Genomic DNA, 17,490 nt, shown 5'->3' on the forward strand with positions numbered 1-17,490 from the left:
TTTTTAGCTTAAACGCTAAAAACTTTTCCGCCGATAAAACTTTTTTCTACTCTACCTTGCAAAATATCATTTTGATACAAACCTTCACCCTTAAAGGAAACACTTTCATCAAATATAACTAAATCTGCATCATATCCTACTGCTATCTTACCTTTATTTAAACCTAAAAATCGTGCTTGATGATAGCTTGCTAGATCACAAAGCTCTTTCCATGATAAAATATTTGTCCTTACCAAATAACTATAACACAAACTCATATATACAGCTATAGCGTCCACTCCAAAATCTGCTTCATCAAACGCCAAATCTTTTTTAGTTCTAGGAGTATGCAATGAAGTTAAAAAGGTAATTTTTCCATCTTGAAGCATTTTTATAAGACATGAAAGTTCATTTTTCGATCTTAAAGGTGGTAAAATTTTTGCTTGGGTATTAAAACACTCGCATGCGTTTTCATCTTTAGCTAAATGATGAATGGAAATTTCACTTTGATGATCTTTCAAAAGCTCAAAAGATTTCACAACACCTAATGCACTAAAACAAGCATTATTTTGATAAAAATCTACCAATTCTTTCATTTTTGCAACTTCACTTGTTTCGGCTATATCACTAATCCCTATTAATCCAAGCTCAAAACTCATTTGGCTATCATTCATTACACCATGATCATCAAAATTTTCGTCAAAGCATTTTAAAAAAACCGGCACTTCTTTCATATGCGCATACTGCATGCTTTGTCTTAAAAAATTTGCTCCTAATGTACTTGAAACCTCCAAAGCCTTTGCGCCCATATCAACCAAGGTAGCAATATTTTTCATTTTAGCTTCTTTATCTAACACATTAACACTAGGTAAGATATTTACATCGAGTGATTGCAATTTGTCAAAATAAAGTGCATATCCTTGAAGATTTGCTTCCATACTATCTTTTAAAACAATAGTCCCAACTCCGCCTTTTAAACATGCTTTTTCTAATTCATATAGTTTTGTAATACTAAATTCATTATCAAGCAAGGCAACATTTAAATCAATCAAAGAAGGCAAAAGTGTTTTACCTTCAGCATCGATCATTTGCTCATCGCCATTCAAATTTTGTTCAATTTGAGTGATTTTGCCATTTTCTATTTTAAGATCCAATTCTTGTTCGCCGTATATTTTTGCATTTTTGATAATCATTGTGCTTCCTCCTTAGATGCCATTAGGTCTTTTAAAGACTCCCAAGCATTTTTACCTTCTAGCATTAAAACCACCTCATTGACAATTGGAGTATAAATTTGGTGTTGCTTAGCTAAAGAATGAATTGCATAAGCAGTTTGTACTCCTTCAGCTACCTCACCAAGTTCTTTTAAAATCAAATCAATTGTTTTGTTTTTAGCTAAATTAAACCCTACTCTGTAATTTCTTGATAAATTACTTGAAGCAGTTAAAAACAAATCTCCTGCACCACTAAGCCCTAAAAATGTTTCTTCTTTAGCATTAAAAAACTGTCCAAAACGGTGCATTTCTACCAAACCTCTTGACACCAAAGAAGCTCTTGCGTTATTGCCCAAATTTAAGCCATCACAAACTCCGCTTGCAATTGCTAAAACATTTTTATAAGCTCCACAAATTTCAGCACCTTTGACATCAAAACTTGTATAGGTTTTAATATAAGCTGGAAAAAAGCTTGCAAACTGATTACAAAGCTCTTGATTTTTACCACTAAGCACTAAAGCACAAGGTTTTTTTTCTAAAACTTCACTCGCAAATGATGGGCCACTTAAAAAACAAAGCCTATCGCTACCCACAAATTCAGAAAAAACCTCATCCATAAATTTCAAGCTTTTACAGTCAATACCCTTAGAAGCAACTAGAATTTTTTGACCTAAATCCTGAAAATGATTTTTTAGCCACTCGTGTATTCCTTGTGCATATAAAGCAAAAACCAAATACTCACTCTCCATGGCCTTTTGCGTGTTGACAAAATAAGGAAGATTCTTCTCATGAAATGAAGTAATCACGCATTCATTTTTAACACTCAATGCATCATATAAAGCACTTCCCCATTTTCCTGCGCCAACAACTGCTATTTTCATTTTAACCAAGTTTTGCTTTTAAGATTTCATTCACTTTAGCAGGATTAAATGCACCCTTACCTGCTTTCATCGCCTGACCAACAAAGAAGCCAAAAAGTTTATCTTTACCACTTTTATACTCAGCGACCTTATCTTCATTACTTGCTAAAATTTCATCAATGATCTTTTCAATCGCACCATCATCACTCACTTGTTTTAAACCAAGCTTGTCAATAGCTTCATCGATTTCAACTTCTGTATTTTCAAACACATAAGCTAAGATATCTTTACCCGCTTTAGCGCTGATTACACCCTCTTCTATACGCTTGATCAAAATAGCTAATTTTTCTTGTTTTATAGGCGAGTTTTCTATAGTCAATTCGCCTTTTAAAAGCCCCATTAGTTCAGTTGTAAGCCAAGTAACACATAATTTTGGATTTAATTTTTGATCAATTAAATACTCAAAATATCTACAAAGCTCCAACGAAGATACAATCACTTCACTATCACTTTCTTTGATACCTAATTCACTTGTAAATCTAGCTTTTTTTTCATCAGGAAGTTCTGGTATATCTTGATTTAGCATGTCATCTTCTAAGATAACTGGCAAAAGATCAGGATCAGGGAAATATCTATATTCTGCTGAATCTTCTTTACCTCTCATGCTTCTAGTTACTAAATTAACCGTATCAAATAATCTTGTTTCCTGTACAACCTCTTGTTCATATTTTCCATCCTCCCACGCTTCACTTTGGCGTTTTACTTCATATTCAATTGCTTTTTGGATAAAACGGAAGGAATTTAAATTTTTAATTTCAACTCTAGTGTAAAGTTTATCATCTCCCTTTGGACGAATACTTACATTTGCATCACATCGAAAACTACCCTCTTGCATATTTGCATCTGAAATATCTAAAAATCTTATAATAGAATGTAGTTTTTTTAAGTAAGTCACTGCCTCATCAGAACTTCTAAGTTCAGGTTCACTAACAATTTCAAGCAAAGGTGTTCCCGCTCTATTTAAATCAACTTTTGAAAAATTATTCTCGTGTATATTTTTTCCCGCATCTTCTTCTAAATGCGCTCTTGTGATACCTATGCGCTTATTTTCTCCATTTACATTGATCAATAACTCACCATTTTCCACTATAGGTATGTCAAATTGTGAAATTTGATAAGCTTTTGGCAAGTCGGGATAAAAATAATTTTTTCTATTAAAAATACTTTTTTTGTTGATTGTTGCATTAACTGCTTTGCCAAATGCAATAGCCTTTTTTACTGCTTCTTGATTTAACACAGGCAAAGCACCTGGTAAAGCTAAACATGTCGGACATACATTTGTATTTGATTTTTCTCCAAAAGAAGTTGCACATGAGCAAAAGATTTTTGTTTTTGTATTTAATTGTGCATGAACTTCAAGTCCTATAACAACTTCAAACATTAAATTTTTCCTTAATTTTTTTATTTATTTTAGCGTTTTTTATTTCAAAAAGAGTTTAAAAAAGAATAAAAGAAGTATACAAAAAATGAAAAAGCAAAATTATTTTGCTTTTTCATATATTAATGATGTTCATCAACTACAGTGGCGCCCGCAAGATAAACGTAAGTTAAAATCATAAAAATAAATGATTGCAAAAATGCCATAAAAGTAAGCAACATGTAAGCTGGCAATGGCGCAACCCAAGGTACAAGAGCTAAAATAACTGCTAAGAATAAATCATCTCCTTTGATATTACCAAACAAACGGAATGATAATGAAATAACTCTTGAAAAGTGGGAAACAACCTCAATAGGAAACATTAAAGGTGCTAAAATTTTTACAGGCCCCATAAAGTGAGCAAAATATTTAAAAAATCCTTGCACTCTAATTCCTTCAAAGTGATAATACACAAATACAATAATCGCCAAAGAAGCACTAAAATTCAAACTAGCACTTGGAGCTTCAAAACCTGGTATAATCCCGATGATATTGCTAAAAAATACGATAAAACCTATGGTTGCAACTAATGGCAAATACTTTCTTGCAGCTTCATCGCTACCCATGGTGTCTCTACCCATACTTAAAATACCTTCCATATAGGCTTCAGCTAAATTTTGACTTCCTCTTGGAACAATTTGCATAGATCTTGTAGCAAGTTTTGCTAAAACCAAAGAAATCACAACTACTATAGCCAAATGAAAAAAGTAAGCAAAAGTGTGACTAGAATCTATAAAAGAACTAAATAAAAATAAATCCTTCATTAAAAATCCTTAGCAGAATAATTATTTCAAAGCTAATATTATAAAAAAAAATTGCTTATATTTTAATGAAAATTCATTTTATTCGCACAAAAATATCCACCCAAAATCGCACCCGTAAAACCGCCTCCAGGAAAAATAAAAGAATTTGCAAAATACAAATTTTCTATGCTTTTACTTTTATAATGCAGTCTATTTTTAGCACCTTCTTGATCTTGTGAAAAACCATAAATCGTGCCTTTATAAGCTTTAGTATATCTTTGTATAGTTTTTGGAGTAGCTAATTCTTTGTGGATTAGATGCGAACTTAAATTTGGAAAAATTTCATCTAATCTTTGAATAATAGAATTCAACACCTCTTCTTTTTTATTTTTATAAGTTTCTTTATCAAGATCCCATTCATCATAATTTGAACTAAAAGCCACAACACCTATATAGTATTTTTCTGATAAACCACTATCTATTTTAGAATAATTAATAAATGCCATTGGTCTTTGCTTAAAGTGAAGTGCTAGGATATTGGTATTTTCATAAGAGCTATTTAAAAATTCCTCATCAAAAACAAAATTACAATAATCCATGTTTTTATAAATTTCAGAAATATTCTTATCATAAATAAAATAAGCGCTTACCAAAGAGCTAGCGCGTTTTTTAGATTCAATTGCTTTGATTTCATGATCTAAGTTTAAATCTTTCAATAAATCTTTATAAACAATCAAAGGATCGCAATTTGCAATAATTTTTTGCGCATAAACCGTGTGAGTTTCATTTTTATGAGTATATTCTACTCCGCATGCCTTATGATCTTGCGTGAGTATTTTTACCACTTCAGCCTTGGCTAAAACCTGCCCTTGGTTTTCTTTGATAACTTCAGCTAAAGCATCACTTAAAGCCTGTGAACCGCCTTTAATATAAACCCCACTATCATAATAGTGCTTTTGCGCAATAGCATGATAAGAAAAGATAAATTCTTTACTATCATGATGATAATAACTCAAATTTGCATTCAGGATCTTTTTTAACTTATCATTTTTAATATATGCATTTAAAACATCATATACTTTTTTATTTAAAATTTGGTTTTTTAAAAATATCCAAGAAGTTGTAAAAGGAAATAATAACAACTCATTTAGCTTTAAATCCCAAGGAAATCTTCGAATGGCATAAGCTTGCATCTTTATAGCTTTAAAATACTTATCAATACCTTTGTGTTCTTGTGGAAATTCTTGTTTTAAAGTCTCTTTTACCTTTTCTATGCCATGTGGTAAGGTTAGATTATAGTTTTTACTTTTGATACTCCATGCATTTGGCAAAGACAAAATTTCAATTTTATCCTTTATGCCAAGCTTCTCAAAAACCAAATGCTTCATATCGGTTGCAGCTTCACCTAGATCCATTTCATGTAATCCCGCATCTATCAAAGCACCTTTTCTTTTAAAGCAAGTAGCACAACCACCGATTAAAGAATGCTGCTCTAAAACCAAAACTTTTTTGCCATTTTTAGCCAAAAAAGCACCCGCACTTAAACCACCAAGCCCTGAGCCTATAACAATCACATCAAATTTTACATCCATTCTAAAACCTCACGTAATTCTTTGGCTATAAAACATTTTAAACCTGGTTCCTCCATAGGCTTAACTGGTACTATGGCATTTTTAAATTTTTGCATTTTTGCTTCTTTTAAACGCACATCAAGTGAAAATACTTCTTTGATTTCGCCATTTAAGCTAAGCTCTCCTATAAAAACACTATCTTTACTTAAAGGACGGTTTTTAAAACTAGAAATAATCGCTGCAACTACCGCTAGATCAGCTGCAGTTTCGCTGATTTTTACCCCACCACTTACATTAATAAAAACATCATAATGTCCTAAAGGAATTTCAAGCTTTCTCTCAAGCAAAGCTATAAGCATATCCAAACGATTTTTTTCATAGCCTGTTGCACTACGTTTTGGGTAAGCACTTTCACAAACTAAGGCCTGAATTTCTAACACCAAAGCTCTACTGCCCTCCATTACCACACTTAAAGCACTACCACTTACTGCCTTGCCACGAGTAAAAAATCGATTAGCTATATCTTTGGCGCTAATTAAACCCTTTGAGGTCATTTCAAAAATACCAACTTCAGCAATATTCCCAAAACGATTTTTAAAACCTCTTAAAATTCTTATTTCTTTATTAGCATCACCTTCAAAATAAAGCACTACATCTACCATGTGTTCTAAAATTCTAGGTCCTGCTATCGCCCCATCTTTGGTAATATGCCCTATGATAAAAGTACTAATATTATTTGCCTTAGAATAACGCATCAACTCAAAAGTAATCTCTCTCACCTGGGTAATGCTACCCGCAGCTGAAGTGATTTTGTTAGAATATAAAGTTTGTATAGAATCAATAATCAAAATTTCATAGTCTTTTTTAGAAAGCTCACTCAAAATATCTTCCAAACAAAGCTCTGTGAGCAAAAATAAATTTTCACAATTTGCATTCAAGCGATCTGCACGTAATTTAATTTGCGACTTACTCTCTTCACCACTTACATAAAGTACTTTTTTGCCACCTTTGGCTAGATTTGAAGCAATCTTTAGCAAAAGCGTAGATTTTCCAACTCCTGGGGAACCTCCTATCAATACCAAAGAGCCCACAACAAGCCCACCGCCTAAAACCAAATCAAGCTCATTATCATCAGTACTTATACGCGTAAAATTTTCTGCCACAACATCGTTAATACATACAGCAGAACTTGGAGTATTTGAAAGTGAGTTTAGTTCTTTTAAAACTTTAATTTGTTCTTGCTTTAACTCAACAAAACTATCCCATGACCCACATTCAGGACATTTTCCAAGCCATTTACTCTGTTGATTTCCACAAGCTTGACATTCAAATAAAATATGTTTTTTAGCCATTTAATCACCTAATTTTTAAAAAATTATATATTAATTAGCTTTTAAATTTCTTTTTGTAAGCTCTTCTTTTAAAGGATTAATATTATTTTCAATCTCTACTTTTAATAATTTAATATTTGCTATTAAAACTTCAAATAAAAACGTATGATCTTTAATCCATGTTATATTTTACTAAGCCATTCTTCTTCGTTTTTAGGATTTAAAACATAAATTCTTGCCAAATTAAACTCAAATTGCTGCAAAAAAGGTCTAACGAATTCATATAAAAAAGTTTTACAATATTCATCAAGCTTTGTTTTATAAATATCTAAATCATTTATACTTTTAATTATTAATTCTTTTTTATCTTTAAATGCTGTTAAATTTTGAATTTTACTTTCTGCTTGAATCAAATTTTCAAAATAGCACTCAAATTCTTTAATAAATCGATTGCAAAACTCTAAGTTATCATTAATTATCTTATAACTTTGCAATAGCAAATCATCTTGAATATTTTCTTCTAATGCCGATGGTTTTTCAAAAGGCTTTGTTAAATTTTCATCTAAAAACTCTTCGCAGCATTCTTTAAATGGTTTTTCTATAGTTCCTTCTATTCTAGCACCACCTTCTGTAGCATTATAAAAATTAAAACCTTTTTTTGAGCTATATAATTTTGTATAGTAAGTCTAAATACATTCCAAATACTGTGGGTGTAAACCTCACCTTTTCCATTATAAGCTACACATAGTTTTCTTTCTACATTACTTTCATAACGCGCGCCGTAAACATAATCTTCTGGATGCGAATTTCCTTCTTTATCATATGCTAAATCTTGTCCTATAAAAATGATATTTTTATGACCAAAATCACACGCCAACTGTAAAGCATTGTAAGCAACAGTTCCACCTGATGGAGATTTTCCAAAATCAAGCAAATTTAATTTATCAAAAAATGTAGTAGGATATGGGATTAACAAAAATTTCCTATTGGTGTTTTCTAAATATTCAATCGATAAAGGATGGACTAAAGACAACAAAATAAACACAGTATCTTTATCTATATTTTCGTAATTTTTTTCTATTAATTTTGAAGTTATTTCTGTTCTTTCGCTCATTAAAACATAATCAGGCTTGATATTATTTTTTGCCAAAATGGAATATGCGCTATCTACGCAAAAAATACTAAACCTATCTTGATATTGCTTAAGCAGTGGAAGTTGCTTACTCAAAGATGGTCCAGTAGAAACTATAATAGCTGATTTTACTTTTTTATTTCGCATAAGCCATAAATTTTTCAGAGGAGGATTTTCTACCATATTTGAAAAGTTATAAATATATTGCCCCAAACCCTGTAAAGCATCTTTTATATCATTACCCTGATAAAAAATCACATTTCTTATAATATTGATAATTTTTTCATTTAAATTTAATATCTTTTCATGGTATATTTCATAATATTCACTATGCAAATGCAAATCATAAAGTCTTAAAAAATTAAAAAATGGGGGAGTTTGAAAAAAATTCATTAAATCTAGCTCAGAAATATCACTATTTTAAAATTATAAGTCTTTGTTCTTTTAATTCTTGTGAAAAATCTATAAATTTAAAGGCTAAATATAAAATTTCAAGTTCATCTTCAAAAACAACAACATGTTTTAAATGATGATTTTGTAATAAACTTTTATATAAAATTCCATTACCAAAACCATAAAAGTATAAAATAGGATATAAAAGATATTTATCATTATAAAAAGAAATTTTTTCTTGCAAATGTAAATTTGGATTTTGATAAATTGGAGTATTGATTTGCATATTTAAAAAATTTAACTCTATACACCCCCCCCCATTTTCTATTTTTTGAAATTTGTTTATTTTTACATCTTTTAATTTATTAAACAAATAAGGATTATTTAATGCGGACAAATTTTTCAATAACACGTTCATTTAAAAATTGGCTCCAATATAGCGTCCAAATAATCTTTAACACTAAACTCACACAAATCTTGCATTTTCTCCCCTACTCCTACATACAAAATAGGAAGTTCAAGCTCTCTTGCTATACTAAACAAAGCCCCACCTTTAGCCGTTCCATCAAGCTTGGTAATCACCACTCCATCAAGCTTAACTAAATCATTAAAAGCTTTTGCTTGCAAAATTCCAGCTACACCTTGAGTACCATCAAGCACAAGAATTTTTCTATGAGGCGCCCCTTGCATAGCTTTGTCGCTAATTCGAACAATTTTTTCAAGTTCATTAGCAAGATTTTTTTGATTTTGCAAGCGTCCTGCAGTATCTAAAATAACTCTATCATAATTTTTAGATAAGCCTTTAGAAATAGCATCATATGCAACTGCTGAAGGATCATGTCCTTGCGAAGTAGCTATGATATCCATATCTAACTTTTGCGCCCATAATTTCAGCTGTTCGATTGCCCCTGCTCTAAAAGTATCGCAAGCTCCTAATATAACTTTTTCGCCATTTTCCTTATGCAAATGTGCCATTTTGGCAATACTTGTAGTTTTACCTACACCATTTACGCCTAAAATTAAATCCACAAAAGGCTTAGCATTAGCAAGCTCTGGCTTATCATAGATAAAATAAGTCCCCATAACGCGTTCTAAGTCGGCTTTTTTAACCTCATCGCTTGGAGGAAGGTAGTAAATAATTTCTTCAACTATCTCATATGCCACATCAGCTTCTAAAAGCATTTCTTCTAACAAGTCTTTAGTAACAAGCTTATTAGAGGCCTTAACTAAATGAATACTTTCTAAGGTTTTTTTTAAACCATTTTTTAAAAATCCCAACATTACATTATCGCTTTTTGTATATCTATATCTAACATTTCTTCAGGAATTAACCCTAAATACTCTTTAATCTTCTCGCCTTTTGCATTAAACAAAACCATTGTTGGCACAGCACTAACACTTAGTATCTTAGAAAAAGCAAAATTGCTCTCTCCTATGGCTACAGGAAAAATCATTTTCTCTGCTTGTATAAATTCTAACAATTCTTTTTCTTTATTTTCTTCCAAAGAAAGCGCTATAACTTCGAAGCGATCTTGGTATTTTTGATGCAACTTGTTTAAATGTGGAATTTCTGCCTTACAAGGTGCACACCATGTTGTAAAAAACAAAAACAACTTAGCTTTGGCAGTATCATCAAATTTAAAGTCTTGTTCGTGGTATTTAATATACATTTTTCTACCATCTAAAAATTTTAAAGTAAAGTCCGTATTTTCGCTTTGATTCAAACTTGCTATTTCAGTGTTTTCACTACTTGAGTTTTCATTCTCTTTAGAGCATGATGTAAAAAAAATCATAGCAAAAATTGCTAGTAAAATTTTAATCTTCAAGTCCTATCCTTATGATTTTTTAAGCTTAAAAGTATAACATAAAAAGTTAAAAAACTTAAGGATAGCCTTGATAAAAAATAATTTTAGGATAAAACAAAAATCTAGAATGAAATTAAGACTAAAATACCAATACAAAAGAGATTTTTCTGTATTTTTAGAAGTGAAAAAAATTCTACAAAAGCATAAAACCTGCAAAAATATACTTCTTTACATCCCTTTAAAATACGAAATCAATCTTTATAAATTCAGACATCTTTTAGCAAAAAAATATCAAATTTTCGTTCCATTTATGCAAGATAAAAGTTTAAAGGTAGTAAAATTAAGATTAACTCTTGATAAAAAGAGTTTTGGGGTATATGAGCCAAAAGATTCTTTTTTGCAAACTCGCATTGATGTTGCGATTATTCCTGTTATAGGAGTAGATGCAAATTTAGGAAGAATTGGTCATGGTCAAGGCTTTTACGATAGATTTTTTGAATCTATTTCTTATCAAAAACCCTTGGTGATTTTTACACAAATGTTAAACGCAAAGGGCGAAAAAGCTTTTAGCCAAGAACACGATGTAAAAGGAAATTTTTATATAAACCCTTATAAAAAATATTTTAGGAAAGTTAAAAATCATGATAGAAATATTAGTAGCATTAATAGCCGTTTTTATAGGCGGAGGGATTGGGTATGTAGTCGCTAAAAAGATTAACGATGCAAATTTCAACATCTTTTTAGAACAAGCAAAAGCAAAAGCAAAAGCCATAGAATACGAAGCCGAGCTTACGCTTAAAGATGCTAAAAATTCAGTAGCTGAAGCTGAATTTGCCGCTAAGAAAAAATTCGATGAAAAAATTCAAAAACTGCAAAAAGAACATTCGTTAAAGTTAGAAGAGTTACACAAAAAAGAACAAAGTTTACACTATCAAGAAAAACTTCACGAAGAAAATAAAAACAAACTCATCAAAGAACAACAAGTCATCAAAGCATTGCATGAAGAAAACGATAATTTAAAACGTAACTACGAAGCAAAACTCAATGAGGTGCTAAAAATTCTTGAACACTCAGCAGGTCTTACACAAGAAGAAGCAAGAGCTATAGTCTTACAAAAGGTTGAAGAAAATTCAAGAGCTGAAATCGCGCATATTGTAAGAAAACACGAAGAAGAAGCAAGAAATGAATCTAAAAGAAGAGCTAATTTCATTCTAGCACAAGCTACTTCAAGATTTGCAGGAGAATTTGCCGCTGAAAGACTGATCAATGTGGTTAATATTAAAAACGATGAGCTAAAAGGGCGTATTATAGGTAAAGAAGGCCGTAATGTCAAAACATTAGAAATGGTTTTAGGAGTTGATATCATCATCGATGATACACCAGGAGCGATTATTGTAAGCTGTTTTAATCTCTATAGACGCGCCATAGCTACAAAGGTGATTGAACTTTTAGTAGAAGATGGAAGAATACAACCTGCAAAAATAGAAGAAATTCATGAAAAAGTTTGTAAAGAATTTGATGATAGTATTTTAGAAGAAGGTCAAACTATCGTAATGGATCTAGGTTTAAATCAAATTCACCCTGAAATTGTAAAACTAATAGGAAAACTAAGATATAGAGCAAGTTATGGACAAAATGCGCTAGCACATTCTTTAGAAGTAGCACACTTAGCAGGAATCATAGCTGCAGAATGCGGTGGAGATGAAAAACTAGCAAGAAGAGCGGGAATTTTACATGATATTGGCAAAGCATTAACCCATGAATTTGAAGGCTCGCATGTGGATTTAGGAGCTGAACTTTGCAAAAGATATAAAGAGCACCCTGTAGTTATCAATGCTATTTATGCCCACCATGGACACGAAGAAGCAACGAGTATAGAATCTGCCGCAGTTTGCACAGCTGACACATTAAGCGCTGCGCGTCCTGGTGCAAGACGTGAAGTACTTGAAGCATTCTTAAAAAGAGTAAGCGAACTTGAAGATATAGCAAAAAGCAAAGAAGGTGTTAAAAAAGCTTATGCGATCAATGCCGGTAGAGAAATTAGAGTTATCGTAAATGCCAAATTAGTCAATGATGATGAGTCTGTACTTTTAGCAAAAGAAATCGCCCAAGAAATCGAAGAAAAAGTACAATATCCTGGTGAAATTAAAGTCAATGTCATCAGAGAACTTAGAGCTATTGATTTTGCAAAATAAGGCCACTCATGCAAGAAATGATAAATAATCTTAGCACTTATGGCTATTTGATTTTATTTTTTTATTCATTTGGCGGCGGTATGGTGGCCATACTTGCTGCAGGTGTACTTTGTGCAAGCTCTACTAAGCTTGATTTACACTGGTGTATTTTTTTAGCTTTCTTAGCTAATACCATAGGTTCGACCTTGCTTTTTATTTTAGGTAAATATTATAAAAAAGATATTATGCCTTATTTTAAAAATCACCGAAGAAAAATAGCCCTAGCCATGATGAAAATCAAAAAATACGGTGATATACTCTTAGTGGTGCAAAAATTTATCTATGGGGTAAAAACCATCATTCCTATCGCGGCGGGACTTTGTAAATTTAGTTTTATAAGATTTTTCATCATCAATACTTTAGCAAGTTTAATTTGGGCTATCGCTTTAGGATATGCTGGTTTTATTTTTGGTAACACTTTAAAAGAAGCTTTTGAAGTATTTTCAAACTATCCTTATATCGCACCTGCTTTTATAATCACTTTAATTTTTATTATATGGTTATATTTATCACGTTTTTCTAAGAAAAAATGATTTTTCAGTTCTCTATAAAACACCCTTATAGAGAATTTTTGATTTTATTATCGTGTTTTTTGATCATTTTTAGTCTAAATCTTATTTATGAGTATAAAAAATATCAAAATTTTAAACTTAGTAAGCATTTGCTATTAAAAGACAACACTGTTTTATCTTACTACCCAAAAAGCAACAAAAAAGGTAAAAAATACCATGTAATAAAACTTAAAAATTCGGAATTTATTTTTTACACCACAAGTTTTAAGGATCTTAACCTAAGTCAAAACGATACGATTCATCTTAGAATTATTACCAAAAATATCAGCTTCAAAGAGTATCTAAGTAAAAGTTTTTTTGCGCCAAGTTATGGTTGGATTAAAAGTCAAAACAAAAAAGAAAAAGCTATTGTGGAGTATTTTCTCCATCAACATACAAATGAAAAAATTAAAGAATTCTATGGGGCTTTATTTTTTGCCAAAGGCATATCAAATGAACTTAGAAATGATGTGAATTTTTACAATATTGCTCATTTAATTGCAATTAGTGGATACCATTTAGGGTTGTTATTTGGATTTTGTTTTTTCATTCTTGCTCCGCTGTATGCTTTTTTTCACAAGCGGTATTTTCCTTACAGAAGCTTAAAACTTGATCTTAGCATTATTGCTTTTTCACTTTTATTTTTATATGCTTTTTTAATCGACTTTAGCCCTTCTTATATAAGAGCTTTGCTTATGAGTCTTTTTGCCTTTTATCTTTATAGCAAACATATCAAAATACTAAGCTTTAAATTTTTGTTTTTAAGTGTGGCGTTTTGTGTGAGTATCTTTCCAAAACTACTTTTTAGTATAGGATTTTTATTTTCTATTTTAGGTGTTTTTTATATTTATTTATATTTTCATCATTTTAAAAGTTATTTTTCAAACTTTACTCATGCTGTTTTAATTAATATTTGGACCTTTCTTGCTATGATTATCCCTGTATTGTATTTCTTTCCTTTGTTGAGTTTTCAGCAGTTTTTAGCCATACCACTTAGCTTGGCTTTTATTGTTTTTTATCCACTTAGTTTACTTTTACATGTTTTCTCTTATGGGAATTTGCTAGATATATTGTTGTTGTATTTTTTTGAATTTAAAATGCCTAGTGTCAATTTTCCTATTTCATCGACTTATTATATAGTCTATTTGGTTTTATCCTTAATGAGTATTTTTTCTAGATACCTAGCTCTTTTTGTAGTTTCTCTTGGGTTTATTCCCTTTGTTTTCTTGATTTAAAAACAAATATGTTTTCAAGCCTAAAAGATAAATAATCCAAGAAATATAAATCCACAAAAAGAAAAATAAAATCACCGAGAAAGAACCATACACATTTAAATAAGTCTTATTATACACCGCATAATAAACAAATACCATTTTAGAAATATACCAAATCACAGAAGCACCAAAAGAGCTAACAAGTAAAGCTTTTAAATCCCCTTTCTTGCTAACCGAACTTGAATAAGATACAAAAAATAAAGCCCAGATAATCACATAAGGCAATACTTCAAAAAAATTCAAAGCAATATTAAATTCATCTAAAGTTTGTTGTATAAAACCTGAGATATAAAAACTCACTCCAAGCCCAAGTGGAGTTAAAGTTGCCAAAGTCCAATAAGAACTAATACTATGCCAAAGACTTTTTGAATCTTCTTGCAAAAGCTTGTTGATCACATAATCATAACCTGAAAAAAATGCCAACGAAGTCAATGCCATAGCCAAAAGCCCGATCAGCCCTAAATTGACACTATTTTTTAAAAAAGTGTTGATGTATTGTGTAATCAAATCTTGCTGTGTTGGAATCAAAAAAGTGAAAATTAAATTTTTAATTTTTTCTTGATAAATTTCAAAACTCGGAATTTGCGTAAAAACCCAAAAGCATAAAAATAAAAGTGGTATTAACGACAAAATCGTATAAAAACTTAAAGCTGCTGCATAATTTAAAATTTCTTTATCTCTTAGTGCAAAAAGAATTTTGATTATGTTTTTAAAAGTCATCAAAGTCCCATTTTAAAAGGATTAAGTATATTATTTGGATCAAATGCCTTTTTGATATTTCTCATTAGCTCCATTTCAGCTTCATTAAAAGCTAGCTTCATAAAAGGAGCTTTTGAAATTCCTATGCCATGCTCTCCACTTAAAGTCCCACCCAAAGAAACCGTAAGCTTAAAAACTTCCTCCACAGCTTCATAGCCTTTTTTAACTAATTCAGGATTGTTTTTATCACTCACCATAACATTTGTATGCACATTTCCATCACCAGTATGCCCAAAACAAGGAATTTTAAAACCATATTTTTTTGAAATTTCGCTTATACCTTTTAAAAGCTCTGGTAGCTTTGAACGCGGCACTGTAATATCTTCATTAAGCTTTAAATTGCCATACATTGCTATACTTTGAGAACAGTTTCTTCTAGCAAACCAAATATCAGCTGCTTCTTGCTCATTTTTCGCTATTTTAAATTCTCTTACACCTGACTCATAAAAACTTTCTTGTAGGATTTTAAGATCTGCTTCTATGGCTTCTTCCACATTACCATCTACATCAGCAATCAAAATCGCACCCGCATCCATTGGCAAGCCTTTTTGAAATTTTTGCTCTAATGCTTGTATACTAAGTTGATCTAAAAATTCCATAGAAACAGGTGTAACGCCTTTAGCTAAAGTTTTATAAACCGCATTCATAGCTTCATCAATGCTATTAAAAATTCCCATTGCGGTTTTTTTAAATTTTGGCAAAGCGACTAACTTCAAAGTAATCTCACTAAGTACAGCCAAAGAACCTTCACTTGCGATTAAAATTCCAGCAAGATTATATCCTGCCACATCTTTTATGGTTTTTTTGCCCGCTCTAATAATTTCTCCATTAGGTAAAACCGCCCTTAAAGCCATTACATAATCTTTGGTGATACCATACTTAGCAGCCCTCATACCGCCTGCATTTTCACTTACATTTCCCCCTAAAGAAGAATATTCCATGCTCGCAGGATCAGGTGGATAAAATAAACCGTATTCTTTTGCTTTTTCCTGCAAAGCCATATTAATCACACCAGGTTGCACTACTGCGACTAAATTTTCAAGATCAATTTCTAAAATTTTGTTCATATGCTTTTCAAAACTTAGCACTACTCCACCATTAATAGCCAAGCTTCCACCGGTAAAACCACTACCTGAACCCCTAGGGATCACTATGATTTTATTTTCATTACAATATTTTAAAATTTGACTGATATCATTTTCATCTCTTGGAAAAAGCACCCCATCAGGCAAATAATGTTTTTTGGTAGCATCATAACTATACGCTCTTTTATGAATAGGGTCAAAGTGTGCGTTTTCAACTCCTAAAAGATCTTGAAAAAATTTTTGGTGAATTTCTTGCATTATTTTTCTCTAGTTAAGCTAATCAATTTTTCATAATATATATAATAATTTCCAATTGCCTCATCATTTAAACTAAAAATATCGCTTTTGTAGCCTGTGATTCTTGAGTAAAATGGTATCTGCAAACTTTTTGCCGGTGGAATGCTAAATTCTTCAATCTTGCCAAAATCTTGACAATCAACTACTTCAGCTCTTTTTTCTAAAGCCACCACCAAAAGCCCAACTGCATTTTTAGAACAAAAAGATCTAAAATCTGATCTTCTTGGTGTTTGGCGGTATTCTTGTATCATGTGCGCGCCAAACAAATCAGGATGAACAAAATAAATTCCATTCATTTTATGTGCTACAAAATCATATACACTTTTATCAGGAGCAATAATCAAAGCTCTATCATATAAATAATTTAAAACAATCTTATCGCCAACTTGCGGTAACACATTTGGCAAAGGCATAGCATCTTGAGCTAGCATGTCAAAAACTTTAAACTGTAATTTAACATAACCATTTTCACGCCCGATCACACTAACTCTTGCAATGATAGATTTTTGCGTATCAATCTCATGCACTACAATACCGCTTGAATATAATAAAATTCTAGGATCATCTTTGACATAGCCGTAAATATCATCAACTTTTTCAAGTTTTGTCTGTATCAAATCAAAATTTTTAGCTTGTAAAAATGCTAAAAAACAACAAAGCAATAAAATAATTCTTGACAATTTATACTCCTTAAAAATGTCTAAAAATTAAATTATATTGTTTTTTCCTTACAAAATTGTAAGAAAAATTAAGTAAAATACAAATTTATGTTTAAATTTTAGAAGGCT

The 17,490-nt window shown here is 31.0% G+C and carries 18 protein-coding genes; 4 read left to right on the plus strand and 14 right to left on the minus strand.

Translation table 11 applies throughout. The features are described from left to right. Window positions 1-8 precede the first annotated feature (8 nt). The 11 genes from CKA54_RS02950 to CKA54_RS03000 all read right to left on the minus strand — a co-directional run bounded on the left by CKA54_RS02950 (window position 9) and on the right by CKA54_RS03000 (window position 10,523). A complete protein-coding gene (locus tag CKA54_RS02950; RefSeq protein WP_120759857.1) occupies window positions 9-1,172 on the minus strand; it encodes a metal-dependent hydrolase in 1,164 nt (387 codons plus the stop codon). After that, window positions 1,169-2,071 (minus strand): NAD(P)H-dependent glycerol-3-phosphate dehydrogenase, encoded by a 903-nt coding sequence (locus CKA54_RS02955; protein ID WP_120759999.1) that lies wholly within the window; start codon window positions 2,069-2,071, stop codon window positions 1,169-1,171. The genes CKA54_RS02950 and CKA54_RS02955 overlap by 4 nt, the downstream gene beginning before the upstream one ends. Window position 2,072: 1 nt before the next feature. Next, on the minus strand, window positions 2,073-3,491 hold the full coding sequence (gatB, locus tag CKA54_RS02960; RefSeq protein WP_120759859.1) for an Asp-tRNA(Asn)/Glu-tRNA(Gln) amidotransferase subunit GatB: 1,419 nt from the start codon (window positions 3,489-3,491) through the stop codon (window positions 2,073-2,075). Between the two features lie 119 nt (window positions 3,492-3,610). Further along, the gene (locus tag CKA54_RS02965) at window positions 3,611-4,291 is read right to left on the minus strand and encodes a F0F1 ATP synthase subunit A (RefSeq protein WP_120759860.1); all 681 of its coding nucleotides are present in this window, start codon (window positions 4,289-4,291) and stop codon (window positions 3,611-3,613) included. A gap of 62 nt (window positions 4,292-4,353) precedes the next feature. Next, the gene (locus tag CKA54_RS02970) at window positions 4,354-5,862 is read right to left on the minus strand and encodes an NAD(P)/FAD-dependent oxidoreductase (RefSeq protein ID WP_120759862.1); all 1,509 of its coding nucleotides are present in this window, start codon (window positions 5,860-5,862) and stop codon (window positions 4,354-4,356) included. Then, window positions 5,853-7,193, minus strand: coding sequence for a DNA repair protein RadA (gene radA / locus CKA54_RS02975; RefSeq protein WP_120759864.1), 1,341 nt, complete (start codon window positions 7,191-7,193; stop codon window positions 5,853-5,855). Before radA ends, CKA54_RS02970 begins: the two co-directional genes overlap by 10 nt. A 161-nt stretch (window positions 7,194-7,354) precedes the next feature. After that, entirely contained in the window at window positions 7,355-7,666 is a 312-nt protein-coding gene (locus tag CKA54_RS02980) for a motility associated factor glycosyltransferase family protein (RefSeq protein WP_120759865.1), read from the minus strand. Between the two features lie 116 nt (window positions 7,667-7,782). Further along, on the minus strand, window positions 7,783-8,697 hold the full coding sequence (locus CKA54_RS02985) for a motility associated factor glycosyltransferase family protein (protein ID WP_120759867.1): 915 nt from the start codon (window positions 8,695-8,697) through the stop codon (window positions 7,783-7,785). 22 nt (window positions 8,698-8,719) lie between these two features. Beyond that, window positions 8,720-9,115: a motility associated factor glycosyltransferase family protein gene (locus CKA54_RS02990; protein ID WP_120759869.1), complete on the minus strand. Its 396-nt coding sequence runs from the start codon at window positions 9,113-9,115 to the stop codon at window positions 8,720-8,722. Then, window positions 9,112-9,978 carry a signal recognition particle-docking protein FtsY gene (gene ftsY / locus CKA54_RS02995; protein WP_120759871.1) on the minus strand — a complete coding sequence of 289 codons (867 nt, stop codon included), beginning with the start codon at window positions 9,976-9,978 and terminating at the stop codon, window positions 9,112-9,114. Before ftsY ends, CKA54_RS02990 begins: the two co-directional genes overlap by 4 nt. Beyond that, complete coding sequence (locus tag CKA54_RS03000) at window positions 9,978-10,523, minus strand: TlpA disulfide reductase family protein (RefSeq protein ID WP_120759873.1); 546 nt, start codon at window positions 10,521-10,523, stop codon at window positions 9,978-9,980. Before CKA54_RS03000 ends, ftsY begins: the two co-directional genes overlap by 1 nt. A 67-nt stretch (window positions 10,524-10,590) precedes the next feature. Here CKA54_RS03000 and CKA54_RS03005 point away from each other — a divergent pair, with 67 nt between their 5' ends. The 4 genes from CKA54_RS03005 to CKA54_RS03020 are packed head-to-tail and all read left to right on the plus strand — an operon-like array spanning window position 10,591 to window position 14,522. After that, window positions 10,591-11,211 (plus strand): 5-formyltetrahydrofolate cyclo-ligase, encoded by a 621-nt coding sequence (locus tag CKA54_RS03005; protein ID WP_120759875.1) that lies wholly within the window; start codon window positions 10,591-10,593, stop codon window positions 11,209-11,211. Beyond that, window positions 11,144-12,697, plus strand: a complete 1,554-nt coding sequence (gene rny / locus CKA54_RS03010; protein WP_120759877.1) for a ribonuclease Y — start codon at window positions 11,144-11,146, stop codon at window positions 12,695-12,697. Before CKA54_RS03005 ends, rny begins: the two co-directional genes overlap by 68 nt. An 8-nt stretch (window positions 12,698-12,705) precedes the next feature. Continuing rightward, window positions 12,706-13,269, plus strand: a complete 564-nt coding sequence (locus CKA54_RS03015) for a DedA family protein (RefSeq protein WP_120759878.1) — start codon at window positions 12,706-12,708, stop codon at window positions 13,267-13,269. Next, the gene (locus CKA54_RS03020; protein ID WP_120759880.1) at window positions 13,266-14,522 is read left to right on the plus strand and encodes a ComEC/Rec2 family competence protein; all 1,257 of its coding nucleotides are present in this window, start codon (window positions 13,266-13,268) and stop codon (window positions 14,520-14,522) included. The genes CKA54_RS03015 and CKA54_RS03020 overlap by 4 nt, the downstream gene beginning before the upstream one ends. Here CKA54_RS03020 and CKA54_RS03025 read toward each other — a convergent pair. From CKA54_RS03025 to CKA54_RS03035, 3 genes are read right to left on the minus strand one after another with little or no spacing between them, the layout of a single operon-like run. Next, window positions 14,469-15,281 (minus strand): YihY/virulence factor BrkB family protein, encoded by an 813-nt coding sequence (locus CKA54_RS03025; RefSeq protein WP_120759882.1) that lies wholly within the window; start codon window positions 15,279-15,281, stop codon window positions 14,469-14,471. The two genes, CKA54_RS03020 and CKA54_RS03025, sit on opposite strands and share 54 nt — an antisense overlap. Further along, window positions 15,281-16,663: an FAD-linked oxidase C-terminal domain-containing protein gene (locus tag CKA54_RS03030; RefSeq protein WP_120759884.1), complete on the minus strand. Its 1,383-nt coding sequence runs from the start codon at window positions 16,661-16,663 to the stop codon at window positions 15,281-15,283. Before CKA54_RS03030 ends, CKA54_RS03025 begins: the two co-directional genes overlap by 1 nt. Further along, window positions 16,663-17,382: a plasminogen-binding N-terminal domain-containing protein gene (locus CKA54_RS03035; protein WP_120759886.1), complete on the minus strand. Its 720-nt coding sequence runs from the start codon at window positions 17,380-17,382 to the stop codon at window positions 16,663-16,665. The genes CKA54_RS03030 and CKA54_RS03035 overlap by 1 nt, the downstream gene beginning before the upstream one ends. Between the last annotated feature and the right edge of the window lie 108 nt (window positions 17,383-17,490).

Source organism: Campylobacter sp. P255 (assembly GCF_003627915.1).
In the GTDB taxonomy this organism is placed as follows: Bacteria; Campylobacterota; Campylobacteria; order Campylobacterales; family Campylobacteraceae; genus Campylobacter_D.